This window comes from Parasphingopyxis algicola (genome assembly GCF_013378075.1).
In the GTDB taxonomy this organism is placed as follows: domain Bacteria; phylum Pseudomonadota; class Alphaproteobacteria; order Sphingomonadales; family Sphingomonadaceae; genus Parasphingopyxis; species Parasphingopyxis algicola.
In genome coordinates this window covers 2,425,173-2,441,281 of the sequence record NZ_CP051131.1, presented here as the reverse complement: position 1 = coordinate 2,441,281, position 16,109 = coordinate 2,425,173, and the positions used below count along the sequence as shown (strand labels likewise).

18 protein-coding genes are annotated in these 16,109 nt (G+C 63.9%); 9 read left to right on the top strand and 9 right to left on the bottom strand.

From position 1 onward, the window contains the following. Positions 1-80 precede the first annotated feature (80 nt). Together HFP57_RS12090 and htpX are read right to left on the bottom strand one after the other, a co-directional pair. A complete protein-coding gene (locus HFP57_RS12090) occupies positions 81-1,364 on the bottom strand; it encodes an RsmB/NOP family class I SAM-dependent RNA methyltransferase (protein WP_176871296.1) in 1,284 nt (427 codons plus the stop codon). After that, positions 1,361-2,287, bottom strand: coding sequence for a zinc metalloprotease HtpX (htpX, locus tag HFP57_RS12085; RefSeq protein WP_176869999.1), 927 nt, complete (start codon positions 2,285-2,287; stop codon positions 1,361-1,363). The genes HFP57_RS12090 and htpX overlap by 4 nt, the downstream gene beginning before the upstream one ends. A gap of 65 nt (positions 2,288-2,352) precedes the next feature. On the opposite strand from htpX, the gene HFP57_RS12080 reads away from it, so the two are divergent. Beyond that, positions 2,353-2,523: a DUF1674 domain-containing protein gene (locus HFP57_RS12080; RefSeq protein ID WP_176869998.1), complete on the top strand. Its 171-nt coding sequence runs from the start codon at positions 2,353-2,355 to the stop codon at positions 2,521-2,523. 46 nt (positions 2,524-2,569) lie between these two features. Here HFP57_RS12080 and HFP57_RS12075 read toward each other — a convergent pair whose 3' ends face one another. Together HFP57_RS12075 and tsaD are read right to left on the bottom strand one after the other, a co-directional pair. Beyond that, positions 2,570-3,556 carry an NAD(P)H-dependent glycerol-3-phosphate dehydrogenase gene (locus tag HFP57_RS12075; RefSeq protein ID WP_176869997.1) on the bottom strand — a complete coding sequence of 329 codons (987 nt, stop codon included), beginning with the start codon at positions 3,554-3,556 and terminating at the stop codon, positions 2,570-2,572. Beyond that, the gene (gene tsaD, locus HFP57_RS12070) at positions 3,553-4,587 is read right to left on the bottom strand and encodes a tRNA (adenosine(37)-N6)-threonylcarbamoyltransferase complex transferase subunit TsaD (RefSeq protein ID WP_176869996.1); all 1,035 of its coding nucleotides are present in this window, start codon (positions 4,585-4,587) and stop codon (positions 3,553-3,555) included. Before tsaD ends, HFP57_RS12075 begins: the two co-directional genes overlap by 4 nt. 41 nt (positions 4,588-4,628) lie before the next feature. Between tsaD and hemC the strand changes: the two genes are divergently transcribed. The 3 genes from hemC to HFP57_RS12055 are packed head-to-tail and all read left to right on the top strand — an operon-like array spanning position 4,629 to position 7,219. Then, on the top strand, positions 4,629-5,549 hold the full coding sequence (hemC, locus tag HFP57_RS12065; RefSeq protein ID WP_176869995.1) for a hydroxymethylbilane synthase: 921 nt from the start codon (positions 4,629-4,631) through the stop codon (positions 5,547-5,549). Continuing rightward, positions 5,546-6,238, top strand: a complete 693-nt coding sequence (locus tag HFP57_RS12060) for a uroporphyrinogen-III synthase (protein ID WP_176869994.1) — start codon at positions 5,546-5,548, stop codon at positions 6,236-6,238. The genes hemC and HFP57_RS12060 overlap by 4 nt, the downstream gene beginning before the upstream one ends. 54 nt (positions 6,239-6,292) lie before the next feature. Further along, positions 6,293-7,219, top strand: coding sequence for a hypothetical protein (locus tag HFP57_RS12055; protein ID WP_176869993.1), 927 nt, complete (start codon positions 6,293-6,295; stop codon positions 7,217-7,219). A 6-nt stretch (positions 7,220-7,225) separates the two neighbouring features. Here the strand turns inward: HFP57_RS12055 and HFP57_RS12050 are convergent, their stop codons facing one another. From HFP57_RS12050 to HFP57_RS12040, 3 genes are all read right to left on the bottom strand, one after another. After that, positions 7,226-8,107, bottom strand: a complete 882-nt coding sequence (locus HFP57_RS12050; protein ID WP_176869992.1) for a tetratricopeptide repeat protein — start codon at positions 8,105-8,107, stop codon at positions 7,226-7,228. Positions 8,108-8,273: 166 nt separating this feature from the next. Next, on the bottom strand, positions 8,274-9,161 hold the full coding sequence (locus HFP57_RS12045) for an HpcH/HpaI aldolase/citrate lyase family protein (protein ID WP_176869991.1): 888 nt from the start codon (positions 9,159-9,161) through the stop codon (positions 8,274-8,276). A gap of 11 nt (positions 9,162-9,172) precedes the next feature. Beyond that, positions 9,173-9,520 (bottom strand): hypothetical protein, encoded by a 348-nt coding sequence (locus HFP57_RS12040; protein WP_176869990.1) that lies wholly within the window; start codon positions 9,518-9,520, stop codon positions 9,173-9,175. Between the two features lie 172 nt (positions 9,521-9,692). Here HFP57_RS12040 and HFP57_RS12035 point away from each other — a divergent pair, with 172 nt between their 5' ends. From HFP57_RS12035 to HFP57_RS12020, 4 genes are read left to right on the top strand one after another with little or no spacing between them, the layout of a single operon-like run. Continuing rightward, entirely contained in the window at positions 9,693-10,301 is a 609-nt protein-coding gene (locus HFP57_RS12035; protein ID WP_176869989.1) for a DUF6445 family protein, read from the top strand. A gap of 57 nt (positions 10,302-10,358) precedes the next feature. Then, on the top strand, positions 10,359-10,739 hold the full coding sequence (locus HFP57_RS12030) for a hypothetical protein (RefSeq protein ID WP_176869988.1): 381 nt from the start codon (positions 10,359-10,361) through the stop codon (positions 10,737-10,739). 7 nt (positions 10,740-10,746) lie between these two features. Then, positions 10,747-11,826, top strand: a complete 1,080-nt coding sequence (locus tag HFP57_RS12025; protein ID WP_176869987.1) for a PHA/PHB synthase family protein — start codon at positions 10,747-10,749, stop codon at positions 11,824-11,826. Then, positions 11,827-12,396, top strand: coding sequence for a GNAT family N-acetyltransferase (locus tag HFP57_RS12020; protein WP_176869986.1), 570 nt, complete (start codon positions 11,827-11,829; stop codon positions 12,394-12,396). Between the two features lie 13 nt (positions 12,397-12,409). Here the strand turns inward: HFP57_RS12020 and HFP57_RS12015 are convergent, their stop codons facing one another. Next, on the bottom strand, positions 12,410-13,291 hold the full coding sequence (locus HFP57_RS12015) for an alpha/beta hydrolase (RefSeq protein ID WP_176869985.1): 882 nt from the start codon (positions 13,289-13,291) through the stop codon (positions 12,410-12,412). A gap of 138 nt (positions 13,292-13,429) precedes the next feature. Between HFP57_RS12015 and yghU the strand changes: the two genes are divergently transcribed. Continuing rightward, complete coding sequence (yghU, locus tag HFP57_RS12010) at positions 13,430-14,341, top strand: glutathione-dependent disulfide-bond oxidoreductase (RefSeq protein WP_176869984.1); 912 nt, start codon at positions 13,430-13,432, stop codon at positions 14,339-14,341. 316 nt (positions 14,342-14,657) lie between these two features. Here the strand turns inward: yghU and HFP57_RS12005 are convergent, their stop codons facing one another. Continuing rightward, on the bottom strand, positions 14,658-16,103 hold the full coding sequence (locus HFP57_RS12005) for a P-loop ATPase, Sll1717 family (protein WP_176869983.1): 1,446 nt from the start codon (positions 16,101-16,103) through the stop codon (positions 14,658-14,660). Positions 16,104-16,109: the final 6 nt, after the last annotated feature.

Below are 16,109 nucleotides of genomic sequence, written 5' to 3'. Positions count from 1 at the left end.
GGGCCGCGAATCGGGCAAGCAGGCGGGGCGGCCCGGAAAGACTATTTGGGGATAAGATGCGCAGTTTGTGCGATCAAAGCCTAGCTGTGCCGAAAACGGACAAGAAAAAAGCCGTCGGCGCCGCCCGGATCGGCGATCTGGCCGGGCAGAATACGGAGCCAGCCCTCAGGCGATGGCGAGAGCCCGGCCGGAAGCATCGCCGGATCGACGGGATCGATGACGAAGCCCGGATGCTCGACCAGAAAGCTCTGCGCTACCGCCTCGCCTTCGGCCGGTTCGAGCGAACAGACCGCGTAGACGAGAACGCCGTCGGGCTTCAGCCAGCGCGAAGCGCGGTCAAGCATCGCGGCTTGTATCCCGGCGCTTTCCGCGATGATGCGCGGGCTCGCCCGGTAGAGCACGTCGGGATGGCGGCGGAAGATCCCGGTCGCCGAACAGGGAGCATCGATCAGGATGGCATCGTAGCGCTCGGTCGTTGCCCATTGGAGGGCATCGGCAGCGACCAGTTCGGCCGAAAGACCCGTCCGCTCGAGATTGTCCGAAAGTCGCGCCAGACGACTTTCGGCCCGGTCGAGCGCCGTGACCTGCCAGCCCTGCGCGGCGAGCTGGAGAGTCTTGCCGCCCGGCGCTGCGCACAGATCGAGTGCATGGCGGCCTTCGCCCGCGCCAAACAGCCTGGCCGGTAGCGAGGCCGACATGTCCTGCACCCACCATTGTCCGTCCGTATAGCCGGGCAGATCGACGACCGAAGCCCGCTCGCATCGCACATGGCCTGGAATCAGGCTCCGTCCACCAAGCCGGTCCGCCCATTCCGCCGTTACCGCCGGATCGGCAAGAGTGAGATCGAGCGGCGGAGGTGCGGCGATCGCGCGCGCGGCGGCCGACACCATGGCGTCGCCCCAATTCTCACGCCAGCGCAAAGCAACCGGATCGGGCAGCGCGGGGATCTCCGGCAATTGCACGTTCTGTCGCGACAAAGTGCCGAACACGCCGTGCGCGAGCCGTTTCGGGCCGCCGGCGAGCAGGGGCAAGGCGGTCGATATGGCGGCATGATGCGGCGTGCCAAGCGCCAGGGCCTGGGCAAGCGCCATGCGGAGCACCATGCGCGCCTTCGCATCGTCGGGAAGCGGCCGTTGGGTCGCACTGTCGATCAGACGGTCATAATCGGGAAGCCGGCGCAATACCTCGCCGACGATGGCGGCAGCGAGCCCGCGATCGTCCGCGCGTTTCAGCTGCCGGAATGCGCGGCCCATTGCCGCATCGACCGATTTACCCTGACGCAGAACGGCATCGAGCAGCTGCAGCGCCGCCCGCCGGCTCTCAACGCCCTGCTGCGCCGCCCCCGAAGCGTCGCGCGCGCTCAGCGATCGCGCCCATGGGGATCGAGCGCGCTACCGCGCCGCGCAGGCTCTTGGCCCAGAGTCTTGCCCGCACCGAACGATCCGGCCGAACCGCTATCGATTACCGAGGCCATTTTCTCGAGCTCCGCAATCCGGCTGCCCGTATCGGGATGCGTCGAGAAGAGGCTGCGCGCGCCGCCGAACAGGGCCGGAACGATATAGAGCTGTGCGGCCGCCGGATTGCGGTCGACGACCGGGTTGTGGATCTTCGACGCACCGTTGGCGAGCTTGGCGAGCGCCGTCGCCAACGCCTCGGGCTTGCCCGAGATTTCCGCGCCGCCCCGGTCCGCGCCATATTCGCGGGTCCGGCTGATCGCCATCTGGACGATCATCGCGGCGAACGGCGCGATAAAGACGGCGACAAGCGCGGCGATCCCGGCCCGTCCGCCGCCGCCCCGGAAGAAGTAGCCGTAACTCGCCAGCATCGAGATCGCACCGGCGATCGTCGCCGTCATCGTCATGATCAGCGTATCGCGGTTGCGGACATGGGCGAGTTCGTGCGCCATCACGCCCTCCACCTCGTCACGGTCGAGGATGTCGAGCAGTCCCGACGTCGCCGCGACCGCGGCATTTTCCGGGTTGCGGCCGGTGGCGAAGGCGTTGGGATGCGGCGAATCGATGATGTAGACCTTCGGCATCGGCAGCCCGGCCTTCCGGGCAAGCTGCTGGACGAGGCCGTAAAATTCCGGTGCCGTGCGCGCATCGACCTCGCGTGCGTTGTGCATCCGGAGGACGATCTTGTCGGCATTCCAATAGGTAAAAAGATTCATCCCCGCCGCCACGATCAGGGCGAGGATCATCCCCACCCGGCCGCCGAGCATCAGCCCGACACCCATGAAGAGCGCGGTCATGACCGCCAGCATGATAAGCGTTTTGAACTGGTTCACCTTGCGTCTCCGTCTTCAAGCCCCAAAATGGGGATTGGCAGGCAATTTGGCAATTGGAGGACGATATGGCTGGAAAACGCCCGGACTGGGTCAAGGTTCCCGCGCATCTATCGGAAAACCCCCCGGTTCCCGAGCCGAAAGCCGTCGAGCCCAAAGCCGAACATGGCGGCAAGGACGGTCTCGAGCCCACTCGCTATGGCGACTGGGAGCATGAAGGAATCTGCTGGGATTTTTGACGGTTTCGTCAACTCTCGCGAACGCGAGGGTCCTGGGACCGACGCCCTAGCGCTCGCTCTTGAGCGGCCGGGCCATCAGCGCTTCGACCGTCGCATCGACCGACATCGCGCCTTCGAGCATCGCGCAGACCGCCTCGGTGATCGGCATCTCGACATCCGCGTCATGGGCCGCTTCGCGCAGCACCGGCGCGGTATGCGCGCCTTCGGCAACGGTCGTCCGGTCGGCCAGCAACTCCTCGGCCGACTTTCCTTCGCCGAGCCCCTTGCCGAGCGAGAAGTTGCGCGAATTCGTCGAGGAACAGGTCAATACGAGATCGCCGAGCCCCGATAGCCCGGCCAATGTTTCCGCCTCGGCGCCGCGCGCGAGGCCGAACCGCGTCATTTCGGCAAAGCCCCGCGAGATGAGCGCCGCGCGGGCGTTCTGACCGAGCCGCTTTCCCTCGACCACGCCGCAGGCGATCGCGAGGACATTCTTCACCGCGCCGCCGATTTCGGCGCCCACGACATCCTTCGACAGATAGGGCCGGAATGCCGGGTTGGCGAGGCGCGCCGCGAGCGACTGACCGAGCGTCTGGTCCTCGCAGGCCAGAGTCACAGCTGCCGGCAGGCCTGCGGCCACTTCGTGTGCGAAGGTCGGCCCGGACAGGACGGCGATCGGCGAGCCTGGATAGACCTCCGCCGCAACCTCGCTCATCAACTTTTTCGAACCGGCCTCGATCCCCTTGGCGCAGAGAATCAGCGGCGCGAAGCCGATCGATGCGGACCCGAGAATATCGCGGACATGCTGGGCCGGGGCGACGACGAGAATGGCGTCGCAATCGGCCAGGTCGTCGATCTGGCTCGTCGCCCGGATCTTGCGCGACAGCTGGATATTGGGAAGGAACAGCGGATTGGCGCATTGATCGTTGATCGCGCGGACCACCTCGCCTTCGCGTGCCCAGAGAATGACGGGATCACCGCCCACCGCCGCGCTTTGTGCGAGCGCCGTGCCCCAGGCGCCGCCGCCGATGACGCCAATCGTCTCTATCGTCATGCCTTCACTCCTGCCCCCCGGGCCTTAGCCGCATCGTCGTCGAGCGGCCAGCGGGCGCGGGCCGGGATGTCGAGTGGATCCGTCAAACCCGCGCCGAACCGCTCGGCACCGGCCCAGGCGATCATCGCCGCATTGTCGGTGCACAGCCAGGGCGGCGGGGCGATGAAGGGAAGGCCCGCATCCGCGGCCAGCGCCTCCAGCGCGTCCCGGATCGCCTGATTGGACGCAACGCCGCCCGCGACCACCAGGGCGTTGACGGCATCGAGCGATCCGAGTGCCTTTGCCGTCCGATCGACAAGACAATCGATCGTCGCCGCCTGAAAGCTCGCGGCAATGTCTTCGGACGCATATCGGCCACTGTCGCGCGCGCGCAGCACGGCCGATTTGAGCCCGGCAAAGGAGAAATGCGGTTCGGCGGTACCGACCAGCGGGCGGGGCAGCGGTACGGCCTTGGGATCGCCGCCCTTCGCCGCATGTTCGACGGCGGGCCCGCCCGGAAAGCCGAGCCCGAGCAGTTTGGCCGTCTTGTCATAAGCTTCGCCGGCTGCATCGTCGATCGTCGTCGCGAGCCGCCGGTAGGCGCCGACGCCTTCGACCAGCAGCAGCTGGCAATGGCCGCCCGACACGAGGAGGAGCAGATAGGGGAATTCCAGCGAAGGGTCGACAAGCCGCGGCGACAGGGCATGACCCTCGAGATGATTGACCGCGACCAGCGGCTTGCCGCCGGCGAGCGCCAACGCCTTGCCCGTCATCAGCCCGACCATCACGCCGCCGATCAGACCGGGCCCTGCCGTCGCCGCCACCGCGTCGATATCGGACAGTGAAAGGCCTGATTCTTCAAACACCTGCTCGACAAGTGGCGTCATGACGTCGACATGCGCGCGCGCCGCGATTTCGGGCACGACCCCGCCAAAAGGCCGATGCGCTTCTTCCTGCCCGGCCAGCGCATGGGCGCGGATTTCGCGCTCGCTCGTCACCAGCGCGGCCGCGGTTTCGTCGCAGCTCGATTCGAGACCCAGAATGATCGCCATGACCCTTCCCTGCCACCGCATCCCGGGCTAGCACAAGCCTTATGGACACTCCCCTCCGGCTCGGCACGCGAGGCTCGCCGCTCGCCATGGCCCAGGCACATATGGTCAAGGCGGCGCTGATCGATGCGCATAGAATGACCGATGGCGACATCGCGATAGTCCCCGTCAAGACCACGGGCGACAAGGTTCAGGATCGACCGCTGGCCGAAATCGGCGGCAAGGCACTCTGGACCAAGGAACTCGACCGCGCGCTCGGCGAGCGCGAGATCGATTTCGCGGTTCATTCGATGAAGGATGTCGAGACGATCCGGCCGGCCGAGATCGTCCTCGCCGCCAACCTGCCGCGCGCCGATGTGCGCGACCGGCTGATCGGCGCCGACAGTCTCGACGATCTCTCCAGGGGCGCCAGGGTCGGTACGTCGTCGCCGAGACGGGCTGCGCAGTTGCTGAACCTCAGGCCGGATCTTTCGATCGAAACGCTGCGCGGCAATGTCGCAACCCGGCTCGCGGCGGTCGAAAGCGGCTCGGTCGACGCCACACTGCTTGCCGCGGCCGGACTGGACCGGCTCGGCCATCGCGATATAGGCACGGGCATTCCGGTCGGGACAGTGTTGCCGGCTGCCCAGCAGGGGGCGATCGGCATCGAGACTCTGGCTGCAAACAAAACAGTCCGCTCGCTGATCGGCGGCATCAACGATCCCGACACCTTCCAATGCATCGATGCCGAGCGCGCATTGCTCTATGCGCTCGGCGCCGACTGCCATTCGCCCGTGGCCGCATTGGCCCACATCCGCGATGGCGTCATGACCGTGCATGCCGAACTGCTCCTCCACGACGGAAGCGACAAAATCGCCCTTTCGGCCGAGGGCCCGCCCTCCAACCGCCTGGAAATCGGCGGGAATCTCGGCCGATCGCTGCTCGACGGCGCGAGTCCGGCCGTCCGGACCCTGTTCGCCGGATGACGTCACGGCTGGTCATCCTGCGGCCCGAGCCGGGCGCCAGCACGACCGCGGATCGCGCCCGGAAACAGGGCTGGGCGGCAACCGTCATCCCGCTGTTCGAGATCGCGCCGCTGGACTGGGATCCGCCCGGGCCCGACGCGTTCGACGCGGTGCTGATGACGAGCGCCAACAGCGCGCGGTCCGGCGGAATCGGTCTCGCCCGCTATCACTATCTGCCGCTGTATGCCGTTGGCGCGCAAACCGCCGAGGCTGCGCAGGCGATCGGTTTCGAGACGATCATCGCCGGCGCTTCCGACGTAGAAGAGATGGCGGACCGGCTGCGCGCCGACGGCATGCGCCGTATCTTCCATCCGGCGGGCGAAGCGACGCGTCCGTTCGACGAGACCGGCCTCACGGTCACGCGGACTCCCGTCTACGCCGCGGCGCGCGTGGCGCCGCCTGATCTGACGGACGCGGTCGGAAGCGGCGATATCCTCCTCGTCCACTCGCCGCGTTCGGGCCGATATCTGGACGAGCTGTGCACGGCGCAGGCCGTCGCACGCGAAACGCTCTCGCTCGTGGCGATCAGCGAGGCCGCGCTCGCAGCGGCGGGGCGGAGCTGGCGGACGGCGATCGCCGCCGAACGGCCGACCGACGACGCCATGCTCGCCGCTGCATCCTCACTAGGCGGGGCCGGTGCGATCGGGTAAAGCATCCGCCCGGTGCGCCTGGCCGCACATATTTAGGGAAGCTGGAACCGCCTTATGCCGCGCGATTACGAGCCGATCGAAACCGAGGATACGCCGCGGCGATCCCTGATCCGCGTCCTCATCATCGCCGGCGTCGCCTTTCTTGGCGGGGTCATCGGGATGGGCTGGTTCCTCGTCAATTATGGCGGATCGATGGGTATCTTCGCGGTCGAAGAGGAAAACCCGGCCTCGCCGGAAAGCAGCGCGGCCGTCGCGGCGCTCGAACGGCAGCTCGACGAAACCGAACTCGGAACGCCCGGAGCGCCAGTCGGCGAAGCGCCCGACCCGGCCGAGATCGAGGCCGACCGTGCAACCCTGGCCCGGCGCGTCGCCCAGCTCGAAGACCGGATCGACCGGATCGGCACGCGTGCGGGCGCGGCCGCCGGCAACGCCGATCGCGCCGAAGGGCTGCTCGTCGCCTTTGCCGCGCGCCGCGCGCTCGATCGCGGCGTCGCGCTCGGCTATATCGAGGGCCTGCTGCGCGAACGCTTCGGCCGGTCGGCGCCCGAAGCGGTGGCGCGGGTGATCGCGGCATCGCAGCAGCCGGTGACGCTGGACGGGCTCCAGTCCCGCCTCACCGCGCTCGAACCCGCGCTGATCGGCATCGGCGAGGGCGAAAGCTGGTGGGACGCGACGCGACGGGAGTTCTCCGAACTCTTTGTTCTCCGGCAGGAAGGGACACCTTCGCCGGCGCCGCGCCAGCGGCTCCAGCGAGCCCGTGACAAGCTGGCCGTCGGCCAGGTGGATACGGCGCTTGCCGAAATCCTCCGCCTGCCCGGCCGCGAGGAGGCCGATCAGTGGATCGCCGATGCCCGCCGATACATCGCCGCGCGCAACGCGCTCGACCGGATCGAGACCATTGCGCTGATGGAGCCGCGCATCGCCGAACGACAGCGACAGCGCGAAGAGGCCGCGCGCGAAGACGCGGATTCCGCCGAATAGACGAGCTTATTCTGCCGAGCTCGCCTCGCGCCGCACATACCGGCCGTCGAAAGCGGTCGACCAGGTCTCGCCGCCATCCGTCGAGACTTCCCAGAACTGGCGGACACTGCCATCTTCATTGGTCGACCAGGTGACGCGGTTAATCGTGCCCGTGGCCGTGCTGATCGGCAAATCGGCATCGCTGAGGACCATGGCGCCGGTTTCATCGAGATTGCCTTCGAGATAGACCGGTACACCGTTGTTCGCCATCCAGCTTTGATGCCAGCGGTCCGATGTGACGTCGTAAAAGTTGATACTCATCCCCGTATAGCCGCCCGCATCATATTCTTCGAGCACGACACAGCCGCCATGTTTTGATGAAATCCGGCTGCTGGCCGTCGGTTGGGTTGCGGCACCGGCGGTCACGTCCCACTGCCCAAGCCAGAAGTCGAACGCCCGGTATTCGGGGCCGGTACACGGCGTCAGCGCTTCGACGACGGCCGCGAATCGGGCTTCTTCGGCCAGCGCCGCGAATTCGACGGTGCCCCGGATCACACTCGCCGGCGGGCCGCCCGTCGCGGCAAGCGTTTCGAGTTCGGTCAGCGCAGCCTCACGCTCGCCAAGCGACATCAGCGCTCGGGCCAGGTGATAGCGGATTCTCGGCACCGGCGCGGCGCCGGCTTCGATCGCCCGTAAATAGGCGGTGCGGGCGCCGGCATGATCTTCGGCGGAATGCCGGGCCTGCGCCAGGTTGAACCAGTTCGTCCCATTTCCAGCGTCGGTTTCGAGCAGCGCTTCATAGGCGCGCGCCGCCTCGCTCCAATTCTGTGCCGCGAAGAGCGCGTCGGCATCCTCTTGCGGCGTCGCCAGCGCGGCGCTCGCGGCCATCAACCACGTCGTCGCGATCATGGTCGCACCGGCTCGTCTTGAAATTACCCGATCCATCCCGTTGCCCCTTTCCCGTTCGGTCCGCGCCCCGGTCGACCCGATCCGCATCGCCAAAGATTCTTAGTGCGTATCGAACCAAGCGCCTTTCGGGAAAACAGCTCTTCGATGAACCGATATGTGGTTTCGATCAGCCGGGCCCGCTCAGATCGGCGCGGTCGAGGACCCTTTGGGCCTGCAGCAAATGCGGGCGATCGAGCATTTTGCCGTCGAGCCCGATCGTGCCCAAATCGGGATTGGCGGCGAACAGGTCGACGACCTTGCGGGCATGTTCGACTTCGGCATCGCTCGGCGTGAACGCCGCGTTGATCACCGGCACCTGGGCCGGGTGGATCGCCAGCTTACCGGTGAAGCCCTCGCGCCGGCCCTTCTCGCAATCCGCTTTCAATCCCTCCTGATCGCGAAAATCGCCGTACAGGCTGTCAACGGGCTGGACGTCTGCCGCCACGGCGCCCGCCAGGCAGAGCGAACGGGCCAACCGGTAGGTGAAGCTGAGTTCGCCGTCCGCGTCGAACTTGCTCGACGCGCCGAGCGCCGCGGAGAGATCCTCGGCGCCCCAAGTCAGGGCCGCGAGCCTGTCGCTCACGCCCGCATAGCTTCCGAGGCCGAAAAGACTGGCCGCCGTTTCGGTGGCGACGGCGCTGATTTTCGTCGAGCCGACCTGCACGCGCTGCGCGCCTTCCTCGGCGTCGAGCATGCGGCGCAGCGTATCGATATCCGAGCCGCTTTCGGTTTTCGGAACCATGACGCCGTAAGGCCGCGTACGAATAATGGCGGCGAGATCGGCTTCCGCCAAGCCGCTGTCGGGCGGGTTGATCCGGATCCACAGCTGCGGCCGATCACGATCGGCGTCGGCCACCGCTGCCGCAGCGGTTTCGCGGGCCGCCGGTTTATTGGCTTCGGCGACCGAATCCTCCAGATCGAGGATAATCGCGTCGGCTTCGCCGCCGAGCGCCTTGGCGATCTTCTTGTCGCTATCGGCCGGGACGAACAGCCAGCTTCTTGGAATGGTCGACATGGAAGCGGCGTCTATCCTTCGGCCATGTCTGGCAGGTCGATGATGCACTCCTGAATACCGCGCGAGATAAACTGGCCGGCGGCCAAAGCCTGGGCTTCGTCGAGATCGGGGCGCAGACGCTGAGCCTCCGCCTCGTCTTCGGCGATGGTCGCGATCACGAACGCGTGGGTTTCAGGCGAAAGTTCCTGCGCCTGTTCATCGAGACAATCGCAGATATCGGCCGAGAGATTGCCATTCGCATTGCAGGCCGCGGCAAAATCGCCGGGGCCGGGCGTCGGACCACCGCCACAGGCAGCCAGACCAGCCATGGTGAAAAGAGCAAGAGCGAGCGGCGCGCGGGACGTAAGGACGGCATGCATGATCTGTCTCCCGATCTTCTGGGGTTATTGATTCGAGTTCGATCATGCCCGAACCGCCGGGGCCGCGCAAATGCGTAAAGCCCCTGATTGCCGGGCATCCGCTTGACAGTGGACCGGCGATGAAACACGCCGGAGCCCGTTCGTTATCCGCCCGCGATCCAGGTGTTCGTCCATGCTGCCCTCGCTTATCGTTATCGACGATTTCCTCCGCGATCCGCATGGCGCGCGCCGTCAGGCGCTGGCTCTCGATTACGATCCGGCATTCAAGAAGGGCAATTATCCGGGGCTGCTCTCGACCAGGCCGCTCCCGATCGAGGGACTCGATACCAGCGTGTCGCGGATCGTCGGCACGCCCGTCAAAGCCGATCCCAGCACCAGCCACCGCCATTGCCGGCTGACGCTGAAAGCCGACAAGGGCCGGAGCGGCGTGCATATCGATCCCTGTTTCTATTCGGGCATCCTGTATCTGAGCCTTGACGAGCATTGCCGGGGCGGCACCGATTTCTTCCGACACCGCCGCACCGGTCTCGAAGCCGTGCCGGACGATCCGGCCAAACTGGCGGCAACCGGCTATGCCGATCCCAACATGCTGATCGAGGATGTCGTCAACACGGACACGACGAAGCCGGGAAAATGGGAGCGCATCTCGCGTATCCCGATGCGGTTCAACCGGCTGATCCTGTTCAAGCCGTGGCAGTTCCATAATGCCGGACCCGGCTTCGGCAAAAGTCCGGAGACGGGCCGGCTCGTCTATCTGATGTTCTTCGCCGCCGCGGCGTGACGCTCGACTCGCGGCCGGCCCCGCGCCATACTCCGCAGCTCCGAAGGGGAGGACTATATGGCCGACAACACACCCGCCGATCCGCTCGATACCATCCGTAAAGCCATGAGCGATCTCGAAGCGCGCTTCGACGAGATGTCGAAAGCGATATTCAATACCGAACTTTTCGCCCGGTCGTCCGGCGTCGGCACGGAGCTCGGTGCCAAGGTTCAAAAGGGCGTGTCCGACCAGATGTCGAAGAATCTCGAATTCTTCAACATGCCGAGCCGAGCCGATATCACCGCGATCGGCGAGCGACTGATGACGATGGACGAACGGCTCGTGCGGATCGAGGAGGCGCTGTCGCGCATCGCGCCCAGCGAAGCTGGAACCGCGTCCGGCCCGCCGCGCACCCGCAAGGCGCCGGCGAAAAAGGCCGCCAAAAAGAAATCGGATTAGGGCGCGCATGGCCGACGCGTCCAGCAGCACGGCGGATGCCGGCGCCGGGATCGCCCGGCTCGTCGAGCGGACGATACAGCGCAATATCAAGGGGCTCGAATATTTCGCGTCCGCGGCGCCGCCGGTGGGGCTGACGCCCAAGGAGACAATCTACAAGCGCGGCACGCTGAACCTCTATCACTACAAGCCGCGCGCCGACGAGATTTACCGGGTGCCGATACTGATGGTGATGGCGACCACCAATCGCGGCTATGTGTTCGATATCTCCGAGGACCACAGCTTCGTCCGTTTCCTGCTCGACTCCGGATACGACGTCTTCGTGATGGACTGGGACGCACCGCGCCCCGAGGAAAAATCCCTCTCGCTCGACGATTATGCGAACCGCTTCATTGACGATTGCCTGCGCCGGGTGCGCGAAACGACGGGCGAGGAGGAGGTGACGCTCGCCGGCTATTGCATGGGCGGCGTGCTTGCGACGATCTACGCGGCCACGCATCCCGATGCGCCGATCAAGAATCTGGTCTGCTTCACCACGCCGATCGATTTCTCGCGGATGGAACTGTTCGCGCACATGTCCCAGCGCCAATATTTCGATGTCGACCGGCTGGTCGACGCCGTGGGCAATGCCTCGCCCGAACTGCTCCTGACGTCGTTCGACATGCTGCGCCCTTCGGGGCGCGTCGCCGGACAGCGGATGTTGTGGGACAATATGTGGAATGGCGATTTCGTCGAATTTCACCGCAAGATGGAACGCTGGAGCAACGACATGCTGCCGCTGGCGGGCGAGTATTTCCGCGACACGGTGAAGAAGCTGATGTGGGACAACCGGCTGCTCGAGGGCACGCTGGAGGTCGGCGGCCGGCCCGTCGATATCGGCAATATCACGGTCCCGCTATTCCACGCGGTGGCGCTGCACGATCACATCGTGCCCTATGAAGCCAGCAAGCATCTGGTGGCGCTGGCGGGGTCCGAAGACAAAACCGAAATCACCCTCAAGGGCGGCCATATCAGCCTGATTGCCGGCCCCAATGCGGCGCGGCGGCTATGGCCGACCCTGGATGAATGGCTGGCGGAAAGGTCCGTATAAATGGCAGAAACGATACCCGTCGGAGAGGTTTCCTACACACTTCGGACGATGACGGCGGACGACAAGGCGGCGATCCTGGCCTTTGCCGGATCGTTGTCGCCGCACGACCTTCTTTTCCTGCGGCGCGACATTACGAAACGCCGGGTCGTCGACGCCTGGATCGCGCAGACCGAAGCCGGATCGTTCGAAACATTGCTCGCCGAACAGGACGGCAAGATCGTCGGCTGTTCGGCGCTCTATACCGATCCGCTCAGCTGGTCCCCCCATGTCGGCGAGGTGCGTGTACTCGTGGCCACGACCGCACGGCAGCACGGGCTCGGCCGGGCGCTCATCGAACGCTGTTTCCGTATCGCACTCGGCAAAGGCCTCAAAAAACTCACGGCACAGATGACGGTCGATCAGAAAGGCGCGATCACCGTGTTCGAAGAACTGGGTTTCCGCGGCGAGGCGTTGCTGCGCGACCATGTGCGCGATGCGGACGGCGCGCTGCACGACATCGTCATCCTGTCCTGCGATGTCGAACGGGCCACCAGTCAGCTCGAGGCATTGGGCGTCGCCGACCGGGTCTAGACGATCGTGGCGCCTATGCCGTCCGTTCGCGGATGAAAGCGCCGATCTCGGCAATCGATTCGCGGCCCTCGTCGACCAGGGGGTAGAAGGCCTGGAAGACGTGGACCATATCGTCCCAGACCTTGATCTCGACATCCACTCCCGCTGCCTCGGCGCGCTTCGCCAGATCGGTCGAATCGCTGAGCAGCAGCTCGGCATCCCCGGCATGGATCAGCAGCGGCGCGAGGCCGGACAGGTCGGCAAGCACGGGCGAAACGAGCGGATCCGCGGTGCTGGCGGCTCCGACATACCGTCCGACCATCACGAGCAACCGGTCCCGCACGATCATCGGATCTGCGTCTCTTCGCGTCTGGAACGACTCTCCGGCCGCGCGCATGTCGGTCCAGGGCGACAACAGGGCCGCACAGGTCGGCTGCGGCATGTCCCGCTCGCGCGCCGAGAGCATCAACGCCAGCGACAGGCCGCCGCCGGCCGAATCCCCGGCCACGGCGATCTTCGACGGATCGCGCCCCTGTTCGAGCAGCGCCGTGTAGACCGCCACCGCGTCCTCGACCGCCGCCGGGAACGGATTTTCGGGCGCCAGGCGATAGTCGACGGCCAGCGCCCGGACGCCGGCGGCCTTGGCGAGCGCCGCGATCAGATTGCGATGGGTCGCGATCGAACCGAGACAATAGCCGCCGCCGTGAAAATAGAGCAGCACGACATCGTCCCGCGCCGTATCGTCCCAGATCCATTCGCAGGAGACGCCACCCATCTCGACCGCTTCGCTATGTTGCGCCTGAAACGGAAAAGCGGCGGCCATCTGCTCCATCGCCCCGCGCTGTTCGGCGACCGACGGCTCTTCCTCGGGAATGGCGATCATCTGGGCGACGGCTTCGATCTGCGCTTTCGACATGGTGGTTCCTTCCTGCGTCCCGGTCCTCCGACGATAGGCATCCGGCTTTAGCCCTGCCAAGAAAAATCAGGTGGACTCGCGTCCGCGATTTCGCGACCACGACACGCTCTTTTCGCACCCGGAACAAGGATCGCTGTCATGGCCGACGAAACCGAAACCCCCGAAAATCAGCCGCCCGGCTACGAGCCGCCCGCCATCTGGACCTGGGACAAGGAAAGCGGCGGTCGTTTCGCCAATATCAACCGACCAGTGGCCGGTCCGACCCATGACAAGGACCTGCCGGTCGGCGAGCATCCGATCCAGCTCTATTCGCTCGCCACGCCGAACGGCGTGAAGGCGACCGTGATGCTCGAAGAACTGCTGGCGCTCGGCCATGACGGCGCCGAATATGACGCCTGGCTGATCAATATCGGCGAGGGCGACCAGTTCGGCAGCGGCTATGTAGACATCAATCCCAATTCCAAGATCCCGGTAATGGTCGACCGCTCGGCGCCCGAACCGCAACGGGTGTTCGAGTCGGCCTCGATCCTCGTCTATCTCGCGGAAAAATTCGGCGCCTTCCTGCCCGGCGATCTCAAGGCGCGCACCGAAGCCTTCAACTGGCTGTTCTGGCAGATGGGGAGCGCCCCCTATCTCGGCGGGGGCTTCGGTCATTTCTACGCCTATGCGCCGATGAAGATCGAATATGCGATCGACCGTTTCGCGATGGAAGTGAAGCGCCAGATGGATGTGCTCGACCGACACCTTGGCGATCACGAATATATGGCGGGCAGCGACTATACGATCGCCGATATGGCGATCTGGCCCTGGTATGGCGGGATGGCCAAGGGTGTGCTCTACGAGGCTGCGGAATTCCTGCAGGTTCAGGATTACAAACATCTCAACCGCTGGGCCGACCAGATTGCCGAGCGCCCCGCCGTGCAGCGCGGTAGGATGGTCAACCGCGTCTGGGGCGAGCCCGAGACGCAGCTGCCCGAACGGCACGACGCGAATGATTTCGAGACGAAGACGGCGGACAAGCTCGCGGAAAAGCCGGCCGAGGTGCTGTGACATACCCATCCCTCAGTCGGAGACGAGGCGCAACACCCCTTTGGGCCACGAAGATGTAGGAAATAATGGAGCGGGCGAGGCGACTGACGAAATTCTAAAAACCATTTATCGTCAGCAACCTAGCTCATCCGCATCCACCATTTGCTGCACAATCTGTGAAGAGGTTGTTGCACAAGCAAAGTCCGATGAACAATCTCCTGATTTCAGCAGAACGTAGTTAGCGGACCTTGTCAAAGGTGGGACGTGCGACGCCATTCGGCCGAGAGTGGAGCGATAACTTTTTTGATGACAGTTCGCAAAAAACGGGCGGCTGCACTTAACTGCCGGCGCGCGCTTCTCTGAGCTGAGCGAATTCTTTCAATCCTTGATGGACCTTAAGTCGGCTTGCAGCACTGTCCCATCCAGCATCAGGGTGGGAATAATGGAATATCCACTTCGATCCGCCCAAGCCGACCGATTTCAAGTAACCTATGATTGAAAAGTCATAGAGTTTCGCCAGCGCCTGAGCCGTGTCTAAATCGTTTGCTTTCGTTTTTCGTCCTTCGTACGCTGTCTCGAACTGTTCTCTCGAAAGAGTTTCGGTAGCCACCGCCGAACAAGCTTGCACTGCTTCTCGCCAACAGGGCCAATGTGGACCAATCTCGTCGTCAAGTTCTTGGCTCAAATACTTTGAGTAGGCATTGCGCGCATTTTGGATGTCTTCGTTAGTAAAGACATCTGCATCATGATCCCTCTTTAATGCAATCTTGAGCGCATAGTTCAGGAATTGAATCACGTCTCGAGGCCGCAAGAACGTCCGCGTAACTATGTGATTCCATTTTGGCTGCGAGCCTCGCATGACGGCTCCGTCGTCGATAGAATTCCAAGACTTTTCCGCACCCAGTTTTGCTCTGATCCTCTCGTTCACCATTTCTAATAAACTGTCGGGATCCCACTCCAGAAACACCGCCGATGATTGGGAGATCTTGTTCTTGTCAGAAAACCGAATTTCATCCCATAAGTCGGTCCGAATATAGAAAACGGGGAAAACTTTTTCGCCTTCCTTGCTGCCTCTTATCGAGCGTATCGCTAGGATCAGACCAATCAACATGTAACGTCGGTCATCGGTAAGCTCGCTCATTCCCTGATCTAGCTCATCGAAATGGATGCAAATTTTCTCCATGCCGGCCTGATCCGCCAACTCAGCTGCATTTTTCATCAACGACTGCGTGACTACGTCAATTTCTTGCGCAATACCGCCTTTCTCGTCCTCAATGTCTATGCTTCCAACACTCGTGCCCATGACACTGGGGGAGAACGTCCGCCTCGTCACTTTGAGGCGTGCAGGTCTCATTATTTCTGCCAGCGACGGAACTATGCCGCCGTAGTTCGCATTCAAGAATTCCCGGGCTGTACGTTGCGCGTCAGTCATTTGCTTCATGCCACGCTTTTCGAGAATTATCGAATTCGCCTTCACCGCGATCAGGTATCGCCACGAGCTAACGTATGCCTCTATATCGGAAGCTCCGAGATTTCTTCGCTTAGCATGCTCCGCCCAAGGATAGTCACGCAAAGTTGGCGAGGCAGTTACGTAATTGGGTTGCGGCTGAGAAAAATACTTTGTTATCGCTGTCTTACCCGACCCTTTGCGCCCTATGACAGCAAAAGATGAACCGTTTTCGATTTCGTCGACGTCATCTGTCTTTAAGAAGTACGAAAGGACGGCGTCATCATCTTCCGCCGCAACGTCTCCAAAAGTTCCAATTTCAGCTAAAAGACCCATTGAATT